At 47.4% G+C, this 22,391-nt stretch carries 21 protein-coding genes and 1 tRNA gene; 10 read left to right on the top strand and 12 right to left on the bottom strand.

What is annotated here, in order from left to right; genetic code table 11:
* Positions 1-45 precede the first annotated feature (45 nt).
* The 3 genes from prpC to dnaK form a co-directional block, all read right to left on the bottom strand.
* A complete protein-coding gene (gene prpC, locus BM367_RS01895; RefSeq protein ID WP_092456936.1) occupies positions 46-1,203 on the bottom strand; it encodes a bifunctional 2-methylcitrate synthase/citrate synthase in 1,158 nt (385 codons plus the stop codon).
* Positions 1,200-2,096, bottom strand: a complete 897-nt coding sequence (gene prpB / locus BM367_RS01890) for a methylisocitrate lyase (protein ID WP_092456933.1) — start codon at positions 2,094-2,096, stop codon at positions 1,200-1,202. The genes prpC and prpB overlap by 4 nt, the downstream gene beginning before the upstream one ends.
* A 120-nt stretch (positions 2,097-2,216) precedes the next feature.
* Positions 2,217-4,121, bottom strand: a complete 1,905-nt coding sequence (dnaK, locus tag BM367_RS01885) for a molecular chaperone DnaK (protein WP_092456930.1) — start codon at positions 4,119-4,121, stop codon at positions 2,217-2,219.
* Between the two features lie 165 nt (positions 4,122-4,286).
* Here dnaK and argS point away from each other — a divergent pair, with 165 nt between their 5' ends.
* The 3 genes from argS (at position 4,287) to BM367_RS01870 (ending at position 7,804) form a co-directional block, all read left to right on the top strand.
* Complete coding sequence (argS, locus tag BM367_RS01880) at positions 4,287-6,080, top strand: arginine--tRNA ligase (RefSeq protein ID WP_092456927.1); 1,794 nt, start codon at positions 4,287-4,289, stop codon at positions 6,078-6,080.
* A gap of 144 nt (positions 6,081-6,224) precedes the next feature.
* Positions 6,225-6,989, top strand: a complete 765-nt coding sequence (locus BM367_RS01875; RefSeq protein ID WP_177224072.1) for an AcvB/VirJ family lysyl-phosphatidylglycerol hydrolase — start codon at positions 6,225-6,227, stop codon at positions 6,987-6,989.
* Positions 6,990-7,027: 38 nt separating this feature from the next.
* Positions 7,028-7,804 carry a hypothetical protein gene (locus tag BM367_RS01870; RefSeq protein ID WP_143103925.1) on the top strand — a complete coding sequence of 259 codons (777 nt, stop codon included), beginning with the start codon at positions 7,028-7,030 and terminating at the stop codon, positions 7,802-7,804.
* Here BM367_RS01870 and lipB read toward each other — a convergent pair.
* The 3 genes from lipB to BM367_RS01855 are packed head-to-tail and all read right to left on the bottom strand — an operon-like array spanning position 7,746 to position 10,025.
* Entirely contained in the window at positions 7,746-8,531 is a 786-nt protein-coding gene (gene lipB / locus BM367_RS01865; RefSeq protein ID WP_092456919.1) for a lipoyl(octanoyl) transferase LipB, read from the bottom strand. The genes BM367_RS01870 and lipB overlap by 59 nt on opposite strands.
* Positions 8,532-8,567: 36 nt before the next feature.
* Entirely contained in the window at positions 8,568-9,023 is a 456-nt protein-coding gene (locus BM367_RS01860; RefSeq protein WP_092456916.1) for a DUF2141 domain-containing protein, read from the bottom strand.
* Between the two features lie 12 nt (positions 9,024-9,035).
* Positions 9,036-10,025: a LuxE/PaaK family acyltransferase gene (locus tag BM367_RS01855; protein WP_092456913.1), complete on the bottom strand. Its 990-nt coding sequence runs from the start codon at positions 10,023-10,025 to the stop codon at positions 9,036-9,038.
* Between the two features lie 33 nt (positions 10,026-10,058).
* Between BM367_RS01855 and BM367_RS01850 the strand changes: the two genes are divergently transcribed.
* Positions 10,059-10,505: a hypothetical protein gene (locus BM367_RS01850; protein WP_092456910.1), complete on the top strand. Its 447-nt coding sequence runs from the start codon at positions 10,059-10,061 to the stop codon at positions 10,503-10,505.
* An 18-nt stretch (positions 10,506-10,523) separates the two neighbouring features.
* Here BM367_RS01850 and uxuA read toward each other — a convergent pair whose 3' ends face one another.
* A complete protein-coding gene (uxuA, locus tag BM367_RS01845; protein WP_092456907.1) occupies positions 10,524-11,699 on the bottom strand; it encodes a mannonate dehydratase in 1,176 nt (391 codons plus the stop codon).
* A 153-nt stretch (positions 11,700-11,852) separates the two neighbouring features.
* Here uxuA and BM367_RS12310 point away from each other — a divergent pair, with 153 nt between their 5' ends.
* The 3 genes from BM367_RS12310 (at position 11,853) to BM367_RS01830 (ending at position 12,426) form a co-directional block, all read left to right on the top strand.
* On the top strand, positions 11,853-12,089 hold the full coding sequence (locus tag BM367_RS12310) for a GIY-YIG nuclease family protein (protein WP_092456904.1): 237 nt from the start codon (positions 11,853-11,855) through the stop codon (positions 12,087-12,089).
* Positions 12,090-12,099: 10 nt separating this feature from the next.
* Positions 12,100-12,375 (top strand): GIY-YIG nuclease family protein, encoded by a 276-nt coding sequence (locus BM367_RS12305; RefSeq protein WP_092456901.1) that lies wholly within the window; start codon positions 12,100-12,102, stop codon positions 12,373-12,375.
* Positions 12,353-12,426, top strand: a tRNA-Arg gene (locus BM367_RS01830). The genes BM367_RS12305 and BM367_RS01830 overlap by 23 nt, the downstream gene beginning before the upstream one ends.
* A 7-nt stretch (positions 12,427-12,433) precedes the next feature.
* Here BM367_RS01830 and BM367_RS01825 read toward each other — a convergent pair.
* Positions 12,434-13,186, bottom strand: coding sequence for a copper homeostasis protein CutC (locus BM367_RS01825; RefSeq protein ID WP_092456899.1), 753 nt, complete (start codon positions 13,184-13,186; stop codon positions 12,434-12,436).
* A 136-nt stretch (positions 13,187-13,322) separates the two neighbouring features.
* Between BM367_RS01825 and BM367_RS01820 the strand changes: the two genes are divergently transcribed.
* Entirely contained in the window at positions 13,323-14,012 is a 690-nt protein-coding gene (locus BM367_RS01820; protein WP_092456896.1) for an SDR family NAD(P)-dependent oxidoreductase, read from the top strand.
* Between the two features lie 23 nt (positions 14,013-14,035).
* On the opposite strand, the gene secDF is transcribed toward BM367_RS01820, so the two are convergent.
* From secDF to pyrR, 3 genes are all read right to left on the bottom strand, one after another.
* Positions 14,036-17,155 carry a protein translocase subunit SecDF gene (secDF, locus tag BM367_RS01815; RefSeq protein WP_092456893.1) on the bottom strand — a complete coding sequence of 1,040 codons (3,120 nt, stop codon included), beginning with the start codon at positions 17,153-17,155 and terminating at the stop codon, positions 14,036-14,038.
* Between the two features lie 142 nt (positions 17,156-17,297).
* Entirely contained in the window at positions 17,298-18,353 is a 1,056-nt protein-coding gene (locus BM367_RS01810; RefSeq protein WP_092456890.1) for a Gfo/Idh/MocA family oxidoreductase, read from the bottom strand.
* 12 nt (positions 18,354-18,365) lie between these two features.
* Entirely contained in the window at positions 18,366-18,908 is a 543-nt protein-coding gene (gene pyrR / locus BM367_RS01805) for a bifunctional pyr operon transcriptional regulator/uracil phosphoribosyltransferase PyrR (protein ID WP_092456887.1), read from the bottom strand.
* A 123-nt stretch (positions 18,909-19,031) separates the two neighbouring features.
* Here pyrR and BM367_RS01800 point away from each other — a divergent pair, with 123 nt between their 5' ends.
* Together BM367_RS01800 and BM367_RS01795 are read left to right on the top strand one after the other, a co-directional pair.
* Positions 19,032-20,609, top strand: a complete 1,578-nt coding sequence (locus BM367_RS01800) for a PAS domain S-box protein (RefSeq protein WP_092456884.1) — start codon at positions 19,032-19,034, stop codon at positions 20,607-20,609.
* Between the two features lie 69 nt (positions 20,610-20,678).
* Positions 20,679-21,332 (top strand): hypothetical protein, encoded by a 654-nt coding sequence (locus BM367_RS01795; RefSeq protein WP_092456882.1) that lies wholly within the window; start codon positions 20,679-20,681, stop codon positions 21,330-21,332.
* Positions 21,333-21,336: 4 nt separating this feature from the next.
* On the opposite strand, the gene holA is transcribed toward BM367_RS01795, so the two are convergent.
* A complete protein-coding gene (gene holA / locus BM367_RS01790) occupies positions 21,337-22,356 on the bottom strand; it encodes a DNA polymerase III subunit delta (protein WP_092456879.1) in 1,020 nt (339 codons plus the stop codon).
* Positions 22,357-22,391 lie beyond the last annotated feature (35 nt).

Raw genomic sequence — 22,391 nt, 5'->3', positions numbered from 1 at the left:
GATATCTTCATTCCACCATCTACGGAAGTTGCTTTTCACACGAGTTTAGCGCTTGTTGATAGGTATGTACGGTCTTGGCTCCGGTCCTACATAATTTGCGCTGGGACGAATGATTTTTCCATCCTGGCGTTGTTCTATTACATGGGCACACCATCCCGTTATTCTTGACATCACAAACAAAGGTGTGAAGAAATCTGTTGGAATGCCCATGCAATGATAGGCTACAGCTGAAAACCAGTCGAGATTGGCAAACATATTTTTCTGTTCCTTCATTACTTTTTCAATGCGCTCGGCTATCTGAAAGAGTGGCTCATGGCCGGTTTCCTGTGCCAGCTGAAATGCTGTTTGTTTGATGATTTCGTTGCGTGGATCGCTGATGGTGTAAACCGGGTGTCCGAAACCGATAATCACTTCCTTGCGTTGCAGGCGTTGCAGGATATCTTGTTCAGCTTCTTCAGGCGATGCATAGTTGCTCTGGATGCGAAATGCCACTTCATTGGCTCCACCATGTTTAGGGCCGCGCAATGCCCCAATAGCGCCGGTAATGGCGGCATACAGATCTGATCCGGTTCCGGCAATCACTCGGGCGGTGAAGGTTGATGCGTTGAACTCATGCTCGGCATAGAGAATCAGGGAAACGTGCATGGCTCGCACCCAGCTGTCGGGGGCAGACTTGCCGTGCAGCATGTGCAGGAAATAGCCGCCCGTGGAATCATCCGTATATTGCCGCAAATCAAGCCGATAACCATGGTGGCTGTAATGATACCAGTACAGCAGGGCACCAGGCAGCGAGGCCAGTAACCTGTCGGCAATATCACGGGCTTCCTGTACTGGCTGGGTAGGGTTTTCAGGAAGAACAGCACCCAAAGCAGAGGTATAGGTGCGCAGTACATCCATCGGATGGGTATGCGCAGGTAGTTTTTCCAGGATCTTCAATACAGCTTGTGGTATCAACCGGTTTTGCTGCAGTTTTTGCTGATATTGCTGCAACTGCTTTTCATTGGGCAGGGTGCCATGTATCAGCAAGTAAGCCACTTCTTCAAACAACGCTTCCTTTGCCAGGTCGTGAATATCATAGCCCCGGTAATGGAGGTCGTTGCCACTGCGGCCCACAGTGCAAAGAGCGGTATTGCCGGCAGGCACGCCGGACAAAGCAACGGATTTTTTGGGTTTGAAGGTGCCGGTCGTGGATTCTGTATTCATAAGCTGGATTTTTTAGTGTGAAACAAAGCATCTAATTTTTGTTCGTAAGCATAGTAGCCAATGGTGCGATACAATTCCTCGCGGGTTTGCATGCGTGAAAGCATATCCCTTTGCGTGCCCTGTTTGCGGATATGCTGGTATACTTCCAGAGCGGCTTTGTTGGCGGCCCGGAAGGCGGAAAGGGGATAGAGAATCATGCGAACACCGACATTGGCCAACTCCTCGCGGGTAAACATGGGTGTTACGCCGAATTCAGTGATATTGGCCAGCACGGGAATATGCAGCGCCTGCACAAATTGGTGATATATTTCCAGATTGGTTACACCTTCCGCAAACAAAAAATCGGCACCCGCTTGCTGGTATTGCAAAGCTCGATTGATAGCACCTTCCGGACCTTCGCTTGCCAGTGCGTCTGTTCGGGCTCCAATCACAAAATGAGAATCTGTGCGGGCATCCACAGCAGCCTTGATGCGGTCTATCATTTCTTCGGGTGAAACCAGTTCTTTCCCGGGCCGATGGCCACAGCGTTTGGAGCCTGTCTGGTCTTCAATGTGGAGTCCTGCTGCACCTGCGCGGATCAGGGATTTTACCGTGCGGGCAATATTGAAAGCTGATGGCCCCAGTCCGGTATCCACATCTACCAGCAAGGGAGTGTCAGTGACATAGGTGATGCGTTCTACTTCGGTCAGTACATCCTGCAGAGTAATGAGACCCAGGTCGGGCAGGCCCAGCGTGCCAGCCGAAAGGCCGCCCCCGGAAAGGTAAATAGCCCGGAATCCGGCTTCGGTTGCCAGGAGTGCATGCAAGGCATTGAGGGTACCTACTATTTGGAGGGGATTCTCGGCTTCCATAGCCTGGCGCAGCCGCATACCGGCGGAAGTTGACGTACTCATGGGTCAAAATGCTTGTGTACAAGCGAAGGTACGGAATCCTGCAAGCGATCCCAAGCCGTGGCGCAAACGAAAAAAGCCGCTCAGCAAGAGCGGCTTTGAGTAAAAGCATGTGGGGGAATATTATTTCACTTCTTCGTATTCCGCATCCGTCACATTCCCGTCACCGGATTGTGCAGATCCCTGGGTTTGGCTGGCGCCATTGGTGGCATTTGTGGTTTGCTGAGCAGAAGCCTTGTACAGCTCTTCAGAAGCTGCAGCCCATGCGCGGTTGAGTTCGTTCAAAGCCGAATCTACTGCTGTGAGATCTTCGGCCTTATGCGCATCTTTTAGTTTTTTCACAGCTTCTTCAATGGCGCTGCGCTTATCGGCTGGAATTTTATCGCCATATTCCCGCAGCTGTTTTTCGGTATTGAAGATCATCGCATCGGCCTGGTTCAGTTTTTCTACCTTTTCCCGTAGCCGGCGATCTTCTTCTTCATGTGCTTTGGCTTCCTGCTTCATCCGTTCGATTTCTTCCTTGGTCAAACCACTACCGGCTTCGATGCGGATATTCTGTGATTTACCCGTAGCCTTGTCTTTAGCGGTCACATGCAGGATGCCATTGGCGTCGATATCGAAAGTTACCTCGATCTGGGGCACGCCGCGCGGAGCGGGTGGTATACCATCGAGTGTGAAAATACCCAGGCTTTTGTTGTCTTTGGCCATGGGGCGTTCACCCTGCAAGACGTGGATCTGCACGCTGGTTTGGTTATCGCTGGCTGTAGAGAAGATTTCCGATTTGCGTGTCGGGATCGTGGTATTGGCTGGTATGAGCACGGTCATCACGCCACCCAGGGTTTCGATACCCAGGCTCAGCGGGGTAACGTCCAGCAGCAACACATCTTTCACTTCGCCGGTCAGCACAGCACCCTGGATAGCGGCACCGATAGCTACCACTTCATCGGGGTTTACGCTCTTATTGGGCTTTTTGCCAAAGAATTTTTCCACGATTTCCTGCACCTTGGGAATACGTGTGGAGCCGCCCACCAGGATCACTTCATCAATATCTTTTACGGTATAACCGGCATCTTTCAAGGCCTGTTCACAGGGTTTCAAGCAACGTTCAAACAAGCTGTCGCATAGCTGTTCAAATTTTGCTCTGGTGAGCTTTTTCACGAGGTGCTTGGGAATGCCGTCCACCGCAGTAATATAAGGCAGGTTGATTTCGGTTTCCTGGGAAGACGACAATTCAATTTTGGCCTTTTCGGCAGCATCTTTCAGGCGCTGCAAAGCCATCGGGTCTTTACGCAGGTCCACACCTTCTTCCTTCTGGAATTCATCGGCCAGCCAGTCCATGATGGCTTTATCGAAATCGTCGCCACCCAAGTGGGTGTCTCCATTCGTTGATTTTACTTCAAACACACCATCGCCCAGTTCGAGGATAGAAATATCAAACGTACCCCCACCCAGGTCGAAGACAGCGATTTTCTGATCTTTACCTTTTTTATCCAGACCATAGGCAAGAGCTGCTGCTGTAGGTTCGTTGATGATGCGGCGCACGTTCAGCCCGGCAATTTCGCCAGCTTCCTTGGTGGCCTGGCGCTGGGCATCGTTAAAATAGGCAGGTACGGTAATCACAGCTTCCGTGACAGGCTGACCCAAATAATCTTCTGCAATTTTTTTCATTTTCTGCAGAATCATCGCTGAAATTTCCTGAGGTGTGTACAGGCGCCCATCAATGTCGATACGCACGGTGTTGTTGTCACCTCTCACCACTTTATAGCTCCAATGCTTGATTTCTTCCGTCACTTCGTCATAGCGGCGACCCATAAAGCGTTTTACCGACATGATGGTGTTCTGCGGGTTGGTGATAGCCTGCCGTTTTGCGGGAGCACCTACTTTCCGTTCTCCGTTTTTCATAAAAGCTACCACGGAAGGAGTTGTCCGACTGCCTTCGTCATTGGGGATGACCACCGGTTCATTACCTTCCATCACGGCCACACACGAGTTGGTCGTACCCAAATCGATTCCTATAATCTTTGCCATAAGCTAAGTTTTCTTTTTAGTGAACAAATAAAAATTTCTTTTTCTGTTGGTCAATCATTATGCCAATGACAGCTGTTATGCAATAATGGCAGTTGATTCCAGGCTTTTGTTTTAGGTCTTGATGCAGCATTGGCTTATTTTTGCGACAAACTGAAATGTTATTGCATGAGTTTGCAGACGGAAATCAAGCATTTGGTAGCACAGGCCGTTGAAGAACTGTATGATCGTACCATTGGTGAAGAAGATGTAACTGTCAATCAAACCAAGCCTGAGTTTCGGGGTGATTATACAGTGGTTGTTTTCCAGCTTACGCGCTACAGCAAACTTTCTCCTGAGGCCACAGCCCGGCAGATTGGTGAATATTTGCTTGAAAATGATGAAGATACTTTCGAACGCTTTGAGGTAATAAAGGGTTTTCTGAATCTGTTTATCCGCGAAAGCTACTGGCTGGAATTCCTGCAGGAATACTATGATGACAGTACTTTCGGAAGGCACATGACCAGTAGGGAAAAAGTGATGGTGGAATATTCCTCTCCCAATACCAATAAACCCTTGCACCTGGGGCATCTGCGGAACAATTTTCTGGGTTGGAGTGTGGCTGAAATTCTCAAAGCCAGTGGCTACCGGGTTGTCAAAACCTGTGTGGTCAACGACCGGGGCATTCACATCTGCAAATCCATGCTTGCGTGGATGAAATATGCCCAGGGAGCCACTCCTGAGACCGAAGGTATGAAGGGCGATCATTTCGTAGGCAAATGGTACGTGAAGTTTAATGAGGTTTATGCGCAGCAGGTGAAAGAACTCATGGCTGCCGGCAAAACACAGGAAGAAGCTGAAGAGCAGGCACCTATCTTGCAGGAAGCACGCGAACTGCTGAAACGCTGGGAAGCACGCGATCCAGAAGTGTGGGAAGTATGGGAAATGATGAATAACTGGGTATACGCCGGTTTTGAAGAAACATACCGGCGCATTGGATCTGATTTTGATAAAATCTATTACGAAAGCGAAACTTATCTGCTTGGCAAAAAGCTGGTGGAAAAAGGCTTGCGTAAAAAAATATTTTTCAAAAAACCGGATGGCAGCATCTGGGTTAATCTGACAGCCGAAGGGCTGGATGAAAAATTATTGCTGCGCAGCGATGGCACTTCTGTGTATATCACACAGGATTTGGGTCTGGCTCAGTTAAAATACGACGATTTTGGGGCGGAACGCAGCATCTATGTCATTGGTGATGAACAGAATTATCACATGCAGGTGTTGAAGCTGGTATGTAAGAAGCTGGGCATTCCGCAGGCCGATGGTATTTATCATCTTTCATACGGGATGGTTGATTTGCCCTCAGGAAAAATGAAAAGTCGGGAAGGTACCGTGGTAGATGCAGATGATTTGCTGGATGAAATGAAAGCTACTGCTGAAAAATATACCCGGGAACTCGGTAAAATAGAGGGTTTTCAGGAACAGGAACTCGATGCCCTGTTTGAAATGATAGGTCAGGCTGCATTGAAGTATTATTTGCTGCGAGTAAGTCCGCAAAAACGCATTGTATTTCATCCGGGCGAATCCATTGACTTCCAGGGACACACTGGGCCATTTATCCAATACACCTATGCCCGCATCCGTTCCGTTTTCCGAAAGGCCCGCATCCGCACGGCTGCTGATCTGCCATTTTTGAATAAATGTAAAGAAGCCTTGCTGGATGAAGAAAAATCATTAATCCGATTGCTGGAACAATATCCGGATCAGATTCAGCAGGCTGCTGATGAACTGGATCCCTCAGTGCTTGCTCATTACTTATTTGAAGTTGCCCGCATGTACAATAGCTTTTACGCTGAACTGCCTGTTGCAAAAGCCGATTCCGAAGAGAAAAAAATCCTCAGGCTTATGATCTCCTGGCTTACGGCACATGTGATTCAATCCGGCATGCATTTGTTGGGTATGCAGGTCCCGGAAAAAATGTAATATTCCGATATTTCATTCAGTATTTTTTGACATTATCTTAACGCAACTAAATCAAACTTTGCGAGAAAAGAATCAAGCATAATTTCCATGATTTTATTTTCATACTCAAGCCGTTTGAGATCATTTGCTTTCAGATGCATAACTATGTTATGCTTCGTTACAGGCCTGCTTTTTTTGCATCTTCATGCGGGTTATGCACAATCATGGACTCGTTTGCCTATCATCGAAATTCCCGCTCAACAGGGCAGTCAGCCGGGTGACCAGGCAGCCGATGCACAAAATAAGCCCATGGCTTTGCTGATCACCGGCGATGGCGGATGGAAAACAACTGACAAACAATTGTGTGATGAATTGGCACAACAAGGTATTCCAGTGGTAGCACTGAATGCCCTGAAATATTTCTGGTCAAAAAAAACACCAGAGCAAACCACATCAGTAGTTGAACAGCTGATGAAACATTACATGGAACAATGGCATAAAAACAAGGTGATACTGATGGGTTTCTCATTCGGTGCAGATGTGTTGCCATTTGTTGTAAACCGTTTGGATAGCAGCCTGTATCATCGGTTGATCATGATTGTCATGCTTTCACCAGGTACAAGCACGGATTTTGAAATACATGTTTCCCAAATGCTGAACAGCAACAGGCAATGGAAATACAACGTGGTAGAAGAAATCAGGCGTATGCCTGCACATGCGCCGGTGTTATGCTTTTTCGGAGATGAGGAACACATCTTTCCGGTAAGCCAGCTTCCCTCATCCGTTCAGGTCATTTATTTGAAAGGAGGACATCATTATGAAGAAAACAAAATAAACCTTGCAAAGGAAATATTGATGCGGTTACCTACATATACGCAACGTGTTTCTTTTGTTCAGCATGATGTGAATGAGTCTTTGAAAATATTTTGATGCATAAAATGTTGTTCAGCATTCAAACAGCGATGAATATGCTTGCACGTAAAGTGATTTTATGTGGGGGATTGATGTTGATATCAAAACTTATCATAGCTCAGGTCATTGTTTTACCAGATTTTCGTGTACAGGCAGTGAAACAAGGTGTACAGTTGCAATGGACTATCCCTGCAGGATTTCCCCATTTTGTGCGTATGGGTGTACAGCGTTCTTCAGATAGTTTGTATAATTTTTCTACAATCGGATATGCTACGCCGGCGAATGCACATCATGTACAGTTTACGGATAACCATCCGCTTTCTGACAGTAGTTATTACAAATTGATTTTTGTAAAACCAGATGGCAGTTATTTTTTCAGCCAGACGCTATTGTTCAACGGGCAAACTGCATCCGTCATTTCACAGCAGGAGAAACCAGCCTTATCTGCATTGCCCCAGAGCAAGCCTGCCGTAAAAGATTCAGCCTCCAGCCATCGTCCTCCGGCTTATCATCCATCGGTTTACGTTTTTACCAATTCCTCGGGCAATATTACCTTATCGCTACCCGATGCGGCCCAACATGCATATCATCTGGTTTTTTTTGATACTACCGGCACGCGTGTGCTGGAAATACCCCGCATCAGCCAGTCACAGCTTACCCTTGATAAATCGAATTTTCTGCATGCCGGTTGGTTTCAGTATGAATTATTTGATGGGAATACACTCATGGAAAAATGGAAATTGTATGTACCGGATGATGTGCGAGTGGATAGCGTCAATGATGCATCTCCTGTGCGGCAGATAAAGACACGGCCCAAACATCGTCGTCGATAGCCTCACTGAGTCGTTTGCAGAAGTGCTTTAACCATTTGCTTTTGATTTCCGCAAGAGGAATTGCTTTACCCGTTTCCCGTTGCATGGATGTTACTTGCTTTCCCTGAATACCACAGGGAATGATGTAATCGAAATAATGCAGATCCGTATTCACGTTCAATGCCAGTCCATGCATGGTAATCCATCGGCTGCAACGCACGCCCATGGCGCAAATTTTGCGGGCACGATGGGGAATATCGGGATTCAGCCATACTCCGGTTTCACCGGGTGAACGGGTAGCCGAGATGCCATATTCCAGTAAAAGATCAATTACAGATTGTTCAAGCAGGCGCATGTATTTGCCAATATCCGTAAAACATTTTTCCAGATCCAGAATCGGATATGCTACCAGTTGACCGGGCCCGTGGAATGTAATATCACCGCCCCGGTTGGTGTGAATATATTCAATTCCCATTTGGCGTAGATATTCCGGATGGGCGAGCAAATGTGATTCCTTGCCGTTTTTACCCAGTGTAATGACGGGTGGATGCTCGCATAGCAACACATAATGCCGGGTATTGGCCTGCAAGGGTGAAGCGGTTGATTTGCCCTGAGCCAGCAGTTGTTTCTGGCTGGCATAGAATGCCATTTTGGCCTGCAGGTTCTCATGCAGCAATTGTTCCTGATAAGCCCATGCGTCGGTATAGGGAATCAACCCCAGATCCTGTACATAAATTGTTTGAGCCATCATACAAAGTTACGTCAATTAGCAACCATCGTGGGCTTAGAGGAAATAGTGAACACGGATCACAATGGTAGTATCGTGATGGAGATAAAATGAAGATGATTGAAAGTTGGGTTTTCCCCATAACATTTTTTTGCTGGTTGATACACCCACGCCTTCGGTTGGAATACCCAGCCAGTTTACCCGGAAGCGGCTATCAGCATCTTCATCGTGCAATAATGCAATGGCATAAAGGCCTGCAGGCAGGTTTTGCCAAGTGCCTTCCGGTTGCTGCGAAGCATGCAAAGCGATCTTCATCTGGCGGAAGCTTTTTGCAGGTTGATCGGGGAATCCATCAGCCTGGTTGAAAAGCGACAACAGCAATTGTCCTTTGTGATTGCGCAGTCCCTCTACTTGAATACGCAACTGAAACTGGGCGTGGACGTGCAAATGAAGGCATAATCCTGAAAACAGCAACAGGCTTAGCTTTCTATATTTCGCTTGTACAGGCAGCATGACAGGGAAGCATTAAGCCACAAGCAAATTACAGCCTCGCCATTCACTTGCATCCAGCCTGCCCAGCACTTCAAAGCTCCCGTCAGCATATACTCTGCCCACATCATCTGTAGCAAGGAATGCACAGGAATGCACATTGGCCAGATCAATGATATTCAAAACTCCTTGTCCTTCGGGTCTGACATCCAGCGGATCGTAGGTATCGCGCACCAGCATGCGCATCCAGGGTGGACCGGCAAATCGTCCTTTGCAGCGGGCATAGGCCTGCGACAGTAATTCAGCCATGCCATATTCAGCATGGATACAATCCACCCGAAACGCCTTTTGCAGCATTTCATGCACTTCTTCCCGGATCATTTCCCTGCGTCGCCCTTTCATGCCACCTGTTTCCATGACAATGGTATGCTGCAAGGGCATGGGATATTGCGCAGCAAAGTCGAGTAAGGCATAGGTTACACCTAACAAGATTGTGGGTTGATGCCTGGCTTCCAAATCCTGAAGCTTATGGTACAAGGCTTCCCTGTCGGTTAGATAAAATCCGTTTTCCGGATGCCGGCTTACCTTCATCCATTCCTGCACCATAAAAATCAGCGAAGAATGGGGTCGCTCCAAATAATGGGGCAGAAGGCCCAGAATTGCATACTGGTCAAGCGGGCCGTAAAATTGCTGGAAACCTTTCACCAGGCTTTTCCGATATAATTCCGGATCTCGTATGTAATGCCGGCTGGGAGTAAGTCCGGTGGTGGTGCTGCTTTCAAAGTAACAAGCCGGCAGTGGATTGGTTTCATCCGTAACGGCGTGGTATTTGAATGAAGCTACCGGCAAAAAAGGAATATCGGTTAGTTGCTTTACTTCTTGGGGATGGATATGCAGATGATCCACAAAAGTTCGATAGACGTTGATAGCATGATATTGGTAGTGAAACAGTTCTATAGCTTTTTCCTCAAATGTTTCCGACGATACGGAAAAAAGTTGCGCTTTAAAATCTTTTATGGAAAACATCGTTTAAATAGCTGGACGTTTTAAATTTGTTATATGATGATTCGTTTCCTTGTGATTTTGGTACTGGCAGGTTTGCTGTTTACGGCTTGCAGTAAAAATCATGGTTTTCCCTCGACTCCGCAAATTACATTAGAATCCGTGAATCCGCTGGAGTTAGGCAGCGGGGAGACGTTGCAGATTGTGCTGAATTTTAAGGATGCCGAAGGCGATATCCAGGATTCCGTATTCGTGCGGGAAGATGTGGGGTACAATTATTATGACATTTTTTACCCCATGCCGGGAGATATTCCCAAACAAAGGAATCTACAGGGACAGATTATTTTAACCTTGCCTTATGGTTCGGGGGCTGGGGGATTTGCGGTAGCAGCGCCGCAGCGGCCTAATTTGCCGGATACAGCCATCTTTTATATTTACATCAAAGACCTGCAGGGACATATCAGCGATACAGTGAAAACGCCTCCGGTGATCGTACAACCCTGATGCAGTATTTGCCTGAAGTTAATTTCCCATCATGCGCTGAATGCCCATTTCCAGGCCACGCAATTCAGCCAATCCTCTTAATCTTCCGATTGCAGAATAGCCCGGATAAGTTTTTTTATGCAGGTCATCCAGCATCTGATGGCCATGGTCGGGGCGCATGGGTATGGCACATTGGCGTTGCTGCATAAGCTTCACCACTTCATGCATGATGGCAAACATATCGGTATCTCCATCGAGATGATCGGCCTCATAAAAGTTTCCAGGACTTTGGCGTTTCACGTTGCGCAAATGAAGAAAATGAATGGATGATCCGAATTCCTTCACCATGGCAGGTAAATCGTTATCAGCCCTTGCTCCCAAAGAACCCGTGCAAAAGCAAAGGCCATTAGAGGGAGAAGGGGCGGCTTGCAGCAGAGCCCGAAGATGATCGGCCGTGCTTACAATGCGGGGCAAGCCCAGCAGTGGCCAGGGTGGATCGTCAGGATGAATGGCCAGGCGAATGTGCAGTTCTTCGGCAACCGGCACAATTTCCCGGAGAAAATCAAACAGATGCTGTTGCAGCTCGCTTTCTTTCATACCTGCATAAGCTTCCAACGCCTGCAGGATTTCGTCGCGGGTAAAATGCCCCTCGCTTCCGGGAAGCCCCAGCAGGGCATTGTGGTATAACGTCTCTTTTTCCTTATCGCTCATCTGTTGGAACCGCAGTTCGGCCTGTGCAATTTCATCGGGTGTATAGTCTGATTCCGCATGTGGACGCTTGAGTAAAAACAAATCAAACGCAATGAAGGCCAATCGTTCGAACCTCAGAGCCAGGCTGCGATCCGGCATCGGATAAGCGATATCGGTACGCATCCAGTCGAGTACCGGCATAAAATTGTAAGTCACGACACGAACACCACAGGCAGCCAGGTTGCGCAGGCTGTCTTTATAACGGGCAATATAGTAGCGGTAATTACCTGTTTGCCTTTTGATATCTTCGTGTACCGGCAAGCTTTCCACCACTTCCCAATTCATGCCGGCGGCAGCAATTTCCTGCTGTCGCTTTTGAATTTCTTCCACCGGCCATACTTCTCCAACCGAGATATGATGAAGTGCAGTGACCACGCCGCTGCAGCCGGCCTGGCGGATATCCCATAGGCTGACGGGATCGTTGGGCCCATACCAGCGCATGCATTGAATCAGATGATAAGCCATGGCAACAAGACGTTTGAGACCTGCAAAATACACATCAAAGCCGAATTCCGAGTTCCGGAGTTCAGCAAAATTGTGTAGTTTGCAGCGTCATTTCAATCATAATCAAGTAGGAAACCCTGCTGATTGAAATAAGTTTTCAGGTAGCATGTAGGCATGAGCAAGGATGTAGGACGTCGTTTGGGGGAGCACAATCGGGGTCAGACTCGGTCGACGCGGGCATATAGGCCGTGGGAGTTGATTTGGGTGGAGGGGTATGATACGCGGTCGGCAGCCCGTGAGCGGGAAAAGTTTTTGAAGAGTGGAGTGGGTAAGGAATGGATAAAACGGAAATGGTCCGGTAGCTCAGCTGGATACCTGCCTGCCGGCAGGCAGGGAGCAACAGCCTTTTAAGCTGTAGGTTATGGAAAGAGAAGAGAGAAGCCGATATCAGGTATATGTACTCAGGAGCAGGAAGGATGGTCGGTTTTATGTAGGCATGAGCAAGGATGTAGGACGTCGTTTGGGGGAGCATAATCGGGGTCAGACTCGGTCGACGCGGGCGTATAGGCCGTGGGAGTTAATTTGGGTGGAGGGGTATGATACGCGGTCGGCAGCCCGTGAGCGGGAAAAGTTTTTGAAGAGTGGAGTGGGTAAGGAATGGATAAAACGGAAATGGTCCGGTAGCTCAGCTGGATAGAGCAACAGCCTTCTAAGCTGTGGGTCATGCGTTCGAATCGCATCCGGATCACAGTTTTTTACTCCGATGATGGAGTTTGTTTTTGGGTGTACTCTTTCAGCAACGTTTTCATTCGTTTGATTTCTTCGCCATTGATCAAGATATCCGATAATGCAAAGGGCGCAGATTCGGGAAACGCTGTTGGCATGGGAACAGAGGCTCCGCTATGGAAGTAGCGTAGATGGGTACGGGTAAGCAACTCCTGCAATTGAGGATAACGGATGCCTCCGGCTGCAATGAGTTGTATTCTTCCACGAGCCATTTCGTCCAGTTGTGCCAACAAATCTATTCCATCAACAGCCTTAACCTGCTGTCCGGATGTAAGTATGTATTGGAATCCAGCATCGATGAGTTCTTCAACTGCCCGGTGGGGATCCGGGCACAGGTCAAATACTCTGTGAAAGGTTGTTTCCATGGGCCAGGCCAGTTCCACCAACTTCCTGCATCTGTCAATATCGATTTCACCATTTTGTTTTAATATTCCAAAGACCACGCCCTCACAACCTAAGTTTTTACAGAGTTTAATATCTGTTTGCATAATGGCAAACTCTTCTTCAGTATAGCAAAAATCTCCGCCGCGAGGCCGTATCATCACATACATGGGAATCTGAAGATGTGCTTTCACTTGTTTGATTGTGCCGGCCGAAGGAGTAGTGCCACCGGCATGCAGGTTTTCGCAAAGTTCAATTCGGTCTGCTCCGGCCTGCTCAGCTATCCGGGCGGCATTAAAACAATTCACGCATGCTTCCAGTTGAAAAGAGAGATTTTCCATGATCAGAACGAGTGCAAATGAGGATCTAATGCTTATTAGATAAAACGAAATTACGGGAAACCATCCAGGTGATGTAATTTTATCGGATCGCTAAACATGCGCATCATCAGATTTTTCAATCACAATATATAGTTGCATGGCAAGTTTATTGATTACCGGTGCTTCTGGCGGATTGGGACCTGCTGTGGTTGCCCGGCTTCTCAGGGATGGCTGGTCACTGAGTGTGGCTGTACACAATGCCCATTCTGTGGAAAAATTGCAAAGCCAATTCTCAGGTTCAGCCCTGCAGATTCATCAGGTGGATATTACCCGGCGTGATCAGGTAAGAAGATGGGTACAATCATCCCATGAAATTTATGGCCTGGTTCATCTGGCTGGGGGATTTCGGGGCGCTTCCCAGCTTTCCGATGCGCAAGAGGCAGATTTTGAGTTTTTGTTTGGCTTACATGCCAGGGCTACTTATTATTTATTGGCCGAGGTTTTACCCATACTGAAACAAAAAGGTGAAGGAGCCATTGTTACTATATCCGCCCGGACAGCCATCAGGCCGGGCAAAGAGGCTGCTTTGTATGCTGCCAGCAAGGCTGCCGAGCTTACGCTCACACTGGCTGCGGCAGAAGAAGGCAGGCCCTTTCAGGTGCGGGCCAATTGCATTGTACCTGCCGTTATTCGTACACCTGCCAACATGCAGGGCGCTTCTGAAAAAGAAATTGCCAAATGGACGGATCCGCAAGATATAGCCGAGCTGATTGCCTTCCTGGTTTCTGATCGCGCCAAATCCATTACAGGCACAATATTCCCTATGTACGGAGGCCTATCAGCCTGAAACAAGCTTACGAATTTGTATGATTATTTTGCCGTAGCTTTCCGCGATGCATAGGCAGGCGCTTTCACACCGGCTGATTCGCGCGTTTGCAGGCGATTCTTCCTATCAAAATCTACCAGTACCGGTGAGGCAATGAAAATGGAAGAATAAGTCCCCGTAATAATACCTACCAGCATCGCAAATGAGAATCCACGGATGGATTCACCTCCAAACAGGAATAGAATCAGAATCGTCACAAATACCGTTAGAGATGTCATAATGGTTCTTGTCAGCGTGTCGTTGATAGCTTTATCAATAACGGTTACCTTATCAGCTCCTTTCATTTCCCGGAAATATTCCCGCACCCGGTCAAATACAATAATGGTGTCGTTCATGGAATATCCGATGACGGTAAGAATAGCTGCAATGAATTGCTGATTGATTTCCAGTTCCGGAATCCATTTGCGCAGATAGGAAAACACAAACAAGATCACCAATACATCGTGTACCAAAGAAAGGATCGTACCCAATGAATATTGCCATCTGCGGAAGCGAATCAGGATGTACAGGAAAATGATGATGACCGCAAAAATGGTAGCCTTTACCGCACCACGTTTCAGATCTTCGGAAATCGTGGGTAATACGGTTTGGGAACCAATGATATATTTCGAACGGAAAGTCTGGAAATCGGTGCCCTTTGGCAAATAGGGCTGCAAGCCCACAAACAGCGTATGCTGCACGGTGGAATCAATTTTTGCGCCACTCTGATCAATCAGATATGAGGTGGTGATGTTCATCACATGATGGGTGCCCAGGGTTTTTACTACCGGAAACTCACCCAGCAAAGGTTGTAGAGACTTGGCGATTTCTTCTGTGGTATAGGCCTGGGTAAATTGAATATCATAGCTACGACCTCCTTTAAATTCCACCCCTTCGTTAAAGCCGTGAAAATAAGAAGTGAGGCCTAAAATCATCAGAATACCGGAAAGGATGTAGGCATATTTGCGGTTTTCGATGAATTTGAAATGGGCTTTACGGAAGATAGCGCGTGAAAGCCTGGTAAAATATTCAAAATGCCTTTTCTTGTTTGTCCAGAAATCTTCAACCAGTCGGGATACCAGAATGCCGGTAAACAAGGACAGCAGGATACCCAAAATTTGGGTGGTTGCAAAACCCCGCACCGGGCCGAGTCCGAAATAATACAGGATGATGGCCGTGAGCAGCATCGTCACGTGGGCATCCAGTACAGGAGCATAGGAATGGCGGTATCCGTCAGCAATGGCTTGTAGATAGCCTTTGCCCTGGTAAAGTTCTTCCTTGATGCGTTCGAAGATGATTACATTGGTATCAACAGCCATCCCAATAGTGAGGACGAGGCCAGCAATGCCCGGCATTGTGAGGGTAGCGCCCAGAGCGGCCAATACACCAACTGTAAACAGCAAGTTCAGAATCAGCGCAATGTTGGCCACCATACCTCCGTTGTTGAAATAAATCAACATGAGGACGAAAATGATGACAAACGATAGTACAAATGACTTGATGCCGGCCTGGATGGATTCTTTACCCAGGGTGGGGCCTACCACTTGTTCTTGTACGATGTGAGCCGGCACAGGCAGTTTACCGGTTTGCAGGATATTGGCAAGATCCTGGGCTTCCTGTGCCGTGAAATTGCCCGTGATGGAAGAGACTCCGCCGGAAATTTCTGATTGCACTACAGGAGCTGATACCACTTCATCATCCAGCACAATGGCAATGCATTTACCAATATTATCGCCGGTTAATTTTTTCCAAATACGCGCACCGGTGTTGTCCATGCGCATTTCAACCTCATATCCTCCACCGGTAGGACTCACGTCGGCCCGCGCATCTACAACATGGGAGCCATCGAGCGGCGGCTGATCCGAGCCGGGAATGGTTTTGATAGCATATACATTGATGAAATCGCTTTTCTTGTTGCGGTTGCCGGTCTCAGATCCGTATAAAAATTTCAAATCCCGTGGCAGTACATTTTTCACGGCATCCAGGGAAAGATAGTAATTGAACAGAGGGGTATCGGCCAGCCGGATTGTCCCGATAACCGGGCGACCGGTAGATTGATGCAGGATGGCAAACAAGGGGTTTTGCTTTTGCTGGGCTAAGAGTTCATTACTGGTGGTATCGGACTGGGTACGGGCAGCTTGTGCATGAATAAAGGAGCGCAGGCTGTTTCCTGAGGTGTCGGATTGTCCGTTTGCAGAAGCTGTTTTTGATTCGGTAGCTGAATGGCTGGTGTCGGCACTTGTGTTTTCACTGGCCAGATATTGCGCGATGGCATTGTTCATGGGCACCAGCACATTGTTGTAAAAATTCTGATCCAGTTCGTAGGTTTCCCAGAATTCCAGTTTGGCAGTTGCCTGCAGGTATTTCCGTACCCGATCGGGGTTGTGCACGCCTGGCAACTCTACCGTGATGATGCCTCTGTTCAGATCCAGATTGATGTTGGGTTGAGCCACACCGAATTTGTCAATACGTTGCAACAGAACGTTATAGGTACGTTTGATGGCATCATTGGCTTCATTGCGGATAACATTGATTACCTGATCATCCGAGGAATTGTAGTTGAGTTTATTCTGAAAGGCACTCACAAACAAAGGAGCCAGCCGTTCATTGGCAGGTTTTACTTCTTTCCATGCCTCATAGAAAAGGGTTACAAAATCTTTTCCGCTGCTACCTCTGCGTTGGCTGGCCAGTTCCAGTGCCCGGTTGAATGCAGGATCTTTTGAATTGTTGGCCATGGAACGAATCAGGTCCTCAACTGATACTTCCAGCACTACGTTCATACCTCCCTGCAGATCAAGGCCCAGATTGAGTTCCTGTTCCTTGGCCTGTTCGTAGGTGTATTTATTGATCAATGTATTGTAGATCACTTCATCGCGGGTGCTGTCTTCAATATGCTGCATGCGGTCTTCAATCAGCTGTTCCAGCGTATCTGCATAGGCTTTCTGAAGCGCTGCATCCTGGGGATACTTCTCAGAGGGAGAAGGATAATGTTTGTTTACAAATGCTTGAGCTTCTTTTCTGATTTTGGATTCATACCGCTTCACCACCCATGTGAAGGAGAGCTGATAGAGGGAAATAAGGATCAGCACCACGGTGAAAAATTTCACTAAACCCTTGATCTGCATAGGTTATAATTATTTTTTATGATACATGCCAAGACGCGCAAAGATAGTATTTAGTTCTGTTTTCAGGGAAATGAACAAGTAGGCATTTGAGCGGGGTTTGTTCAACAGAATGGAAATAAGTTTTTTCAATATTTGATTCATTTCAGTTCAATGATAACGATTGCCTGGAGCGATGGCTTTCCATAGCCAGTTCAATCAGTTGAATGGTATGATAGCCATCCATAGCCGTTACCGGCGTTTTTTGCTGATGCCGGATAGCCTGGTAGAGTTGCCGGTAAAACAATCCATAGTCGCCCCGCAACGAAGGGAAAGCCTCTGCTGATGTGGGATCTTTGTACAACATGCCCCACGCTTCGGCTGGCTCGGTGCCCCAGTTCGGATTGTCAGGCAAATGGCCTTGCCGGAGGAGGGCTTCCTGCGGATCCTCGCTGTATTTTACAAACGCTCCGCCGGTGCCTCTGAGCAAGTAGCGGGGCGTTGGGTCGCACACCAGCATGCCGGCATGGAGCTTTACCATCAACTTTTCATAGGCGAGCCAGATTTCAAACATATCTTCCACCTGTACCCCGGGGCGTTGCCGACCCAGGTATGCCGTCACGGCCTGGGGTTTCCCAAACAAACAGAGCGCCTGGTCTATCAGATGAGGTCCCAGATCGTAGAGAATGCCGCTACCGGGTAGTGCCTGTTCCCGCCAATGCACACGTGGCTGTGGCCGCCAGCGATCAAACTGAAGCCAGGCCTCCACGATTTCACCTAATGAACCTGATTGCACAATTTGCTGAACAGTTCTGAATCCGCTGTCAAACCGCCGGTTGTGAAAAGGCACCAGCAGCTGGTTATGTTTTTCTGCGCACGCCATCAGTTCAGCCATCTCGTGGGTCGAAAGGGTTATGGGTTTTTCCACTACCACATGTTTGCCAGCTTTCAGCGCTTGCATGGCCAGTTGAAAATGCGTATCGTTGGGTGTGGTAATAATCACCAGTTCTGCATTTGCCTGGCGGAGAAGTGCATGGGAATCCCGGAATAATGCTGCCTGCGGAAACATCGCCCGGCTATCTTCGCCGTGGCGCTGCATAATGGCTGTTACCTGATAGCAGGGATTTACTTTCAGAAAAGGAGCATGAAAATATTTCCCGGAAAGTCCAAACCCGATCAAAGCCACCGAAATGGGAGCAGAAACAGCAGATTGGCTAGTCATGGCAAATGGCGTTCAGGTCTCATTTTCATCCAGCAGAAGTACTTCATCACGGCCGTGTACTTCTTTCCAGCAAACTTTCACTTTCTGGGATACAATGGAATCAATACGTTTTCCCACATAATCAGCCTGTATGGGCAACTGGCGGCTGAACTTGCGGTCAATCAAAACCAGCAACTCCACAGTTGCAGGTCTGCCGAAATCCAGCATGGCATCCAGTGCTGAACGGATGGTGCGGCCGGTGTAAAGCACATCATCAATTAAAATCACCCGCAGGCCTTCCACTACAAAATCAATGTCGGTAGTATTGGGTACCAGGCTGGCGGAACGTTGTTTGAAATCATCCCTGTAAAATGTGATGTCGAGCTTGCCGTACCGAAGATTCAACCGAGGCTGAATATGCAACAGCCGGTGATAAATTCGGTCTGAAAGCATTACCCCTCGTGGCTGCAGGCCAATAATGGCCGACTGCTGGAAATCACCATGCCTTTCCAGGAGTTCAAAACATAGCCGGTCAATGGTAAGCTCAAGCTGATGTGCACTGGCAATGCGTTTCACCCTTTATCGTTTGATGTTCCAAAAATACGGATTCTGCCTTTAGTCCGCAGATAGAAAAAATCTTGCTTATGTAAGCAAATTCACTTAACTTATTATCCTTGTAGCTTATCACCTTGCTCGTTTATGAAACTAACGCCTTTTGTAATTGCATTTCTTTATCTTCTGGTAGGCGTGTGTTGGATTGTGTTCAGTGATAGCTTGTTGGCTTCGCTGGCACGGCAAACGGGATGGGCTTTTGTGGAGCATCTGCAAACGGTCAAAGGAATTGTTTATGTGCTTATAACTGCCATATTGCTGTATGTCTTTATCCGAAAGTTACACAAACAACTTTTGCGGGCGCAGGAAGATTACAAGCGGTTGTTTCTGGAAAATCCCCAAACCCTGTATGTGTTTGATGTAGCAAATTTTCGTTTTCTGGAAGTCAACAAAGCTACCGAAATCCAATACGGTTATACGCGTGATGAGTTTTTAAAGATGACTTTGCTCGATATTCGTCCGCCAGAAGAAAGAAGCCGTTTTCTGGCCTTGAATCATTCCATTGCCGATACAGCCATTCATTACTGGGGCAGATGGAAACATTTGCGGAAAGACGGACAGATTTTAATTGTAGAAATCTACACACATCCGGTCAATTTTCAGGGCCGGGATGCCCGCCTCACCTATGTGCGCGATGTAACAGCCATGGTGCAGGCACAGGAAGAGCTTGCAGATCTGGAAAACAAGCTGCAGGCCATTATCAATAGCACCGACGATGCGATCTGGGCTATTGATATGCATTACAAGCTGGTGGTATTCAATCAGGCATTTGCTAACATCATGCAGCTCAAAACCGGCAAAACCATACAGGCTGGGCAAACGTTGTGGATGCCTGATTACGCCAACGTCGAACAGGCTAATCGTTGGATGGATGCCTACAGCAAAGCCATGGCAGGAGAAAAGGTGGAATTTGAAGAAACTGATGTATTGGGAGAAAGCGAAAAGCCGCGCCATGCCCATGTATCCATGAACCCCATACTGAATGATCAGCAGAAGGTTATAGGTGTAGCCTGCATTTTGCATGATATCACTTCAATCAAAGAACAGGAACTCCGGCTGAAAGAAGCGCTTGAGCGGTACGATCTGGTTACAAAAGCCACCAATGATGCAATCTGGGATTGGGATATTCCAAACAACCGGGTGGTGTTCAACGAGCAGTTCTGGCAGATGTTTGGTTATGAACCCACGGAGCAGGGTGGCCAGCTTTGGGAAGAAAATCTGCATCCGGATGATAAACAACGTGTGCTGCAGGGCATCCAGCAAGCATTGAATGAAAAACAAACCATCTGGGCCGATGAATACCGGTTGCGCTGTGGCGATGGGAAATACAAATATGTGCTGGATAGAGCCTATATCCTGTATAATGAAGATCAGCAGCCGATACGCATGATCGGTGCCACACAGGATATACAACTTAAAAAAGAATATGAACAAGCCATTCTGCGCCAAAATGAACAATTGCGCGAAATTGCCTATGTGAGTGCACATGAAGTGCGCGGGCCTGCATCGGCGTTGATGGGGCTGTTTACTTTGCTGGAAGAATATCATGCAACCCAAAAAGACCATGACTACCGGGAGCTGATGCCACTTATCCAGCAATCACTCGAACAACTTGATTCCGTGATTCATAAGATTGTGAATAAAACCAGCCAGCTCATGCAATAAAACAATCTTCCGCAATTACTTTTTGGTGAACAGATTTGTCGTAATTTTGAGAGGAATTGTAAGGTGAACATGGAAAATACATACGTGCCGGTGATGGCGTTTCTTTCCGACGAAGAGCTCGAACGGTATATCCGGTATCCCGAAAAATACGTCCCCGATGCTATTGAAGCTGCTGTAGCCGAATTGAAAAAGAGAGGCCGCAATTTCACAGCTGAAGAAGAAACACATATCCGCCAAATTATTCAGCAAAGAAGAGAAGCGTGGAGACATTATGATATACAGGAGCCGGTGCATACATCGGTACCTGATTTTCCCGTATCCCGTTCTTCTTCAGCGATGGATACGCCTTCGCTTTATCCCGAATCGGCCTTGTATATCATTTCCCTGTTGTTTAATCCCTTTTTTGCATCCATTTTGCTGGCTTTGAATTGTCAGCGTACGGGCAAGCGGGAAGGCGTGCTGGTAGCTTTAGGATTTGGATTTCTGTATATGGTGATGACATTGCTTATCATCAGTCTGCTCAAATTGAATATTTACATCACCCTGATCTTCAATGTCGTAGGGGCTTTGCTGCTGCATCAATGGCTGTGGAAAAAATACCTGGGGCAGTACCAGGCCTATCAGCCCAAACCGATCTGGGGGCCTATGCTTATCTTTTTGTTGATTACGGTACCGCTTTTGCTGATAGCCTATTTGCATGGGGGCTGGAAGCTGCCTTCCTGAGCCTTTAGCTGATTAGCCTGAAGATCATTTCCTGCAACAGGGAAGATTCATCATACGTTACCTGGTCTATGCCTATGCTCTTCAGATTATAGCTATGTAACAACAGAATATTTCTTTCCACAATTTGCTTGGGGTACTGCCGGGCAGCAGCAAGATATTGTTTGAGAAAAAAAGGATGAATACCCAGTTGATCGGCCATGGCCTTGTCGGTTAGATTGCGCATGCTGTGCAATTGCCAGAGTTTTACAAAGTATTGATACAGGGAAGCAATTACCAGCTGCAAGGGTGCTGAACGGGGGTTGAGGCTGAAATAATGCAGGATATGGAGGATGCGGGTTATGTCTTTTTTGCCTATGGCATCCTGCAATTGAAAAACATTGTATTCACGGCTGATGCCCACATATTGTTCAACCAGATGTTCATCGATCACCTGCTGATCTTTCAGGTTAAGCCTGATTTTTTCCAGCTCCATGCTGATGCGGGTAAGATCATTACCAATATGTTCGGCCAGCATGTGAATGGCCTGTGGCGTGGCTTTCAATCCTATTTCCTGCAAATGCTGTTCAATCCATTGCGGTATCTGTTCTTCATAAATGGGCTGTGATACAAAATACACCGCTTTTTCATGAATCAGCTTGCCAAAAGCAGTACGACCATCTATTTTTCCATGTTTATACGCAACTACAAATACAGTTGAAGGTAAAGGATGAGTGATGTAAGTTTCCAGTTTTTGAAGCTGTGACAAAGGCATTTGCTGTGCTTCCCTGAGTATCACCACCTGTTGATGTGCAAATACCGGATATTGCCGGCATGCATTAACCACATCGCGCCAATCGGCCTCCTCACCATAAAACACGTGCAGATTAAAATCCTTTTCCTGTTCGCTGAGCAAATGGTTTTCAAACACATCCAGTAGCTGATCAATATAATATTCTTCTTCGCCTTCCAGCCAATATACGGGCGACAGCTGTTTTTTGCGAAGTTGCTGCATCAAAGCTGTGTAACTGACAGAAGCGGTTTTCATCCTTGCATTTTTCGCATGTACATGTTAATGACTCG

Origin of the sequence: Thermoflavifilum thermophilum (genome assembly GCF_900116565.1) — a bacterium.
GTDB lineage: Bacteria > Bacteroidota > Bacteroidia > Chitinophagales > Chitinophagaceae > Thermoflavifilum > Thermoflavifilum thermophilum.
This window is presented reverse-complemented; position numbering and strand designations above follow the sequence as displayed.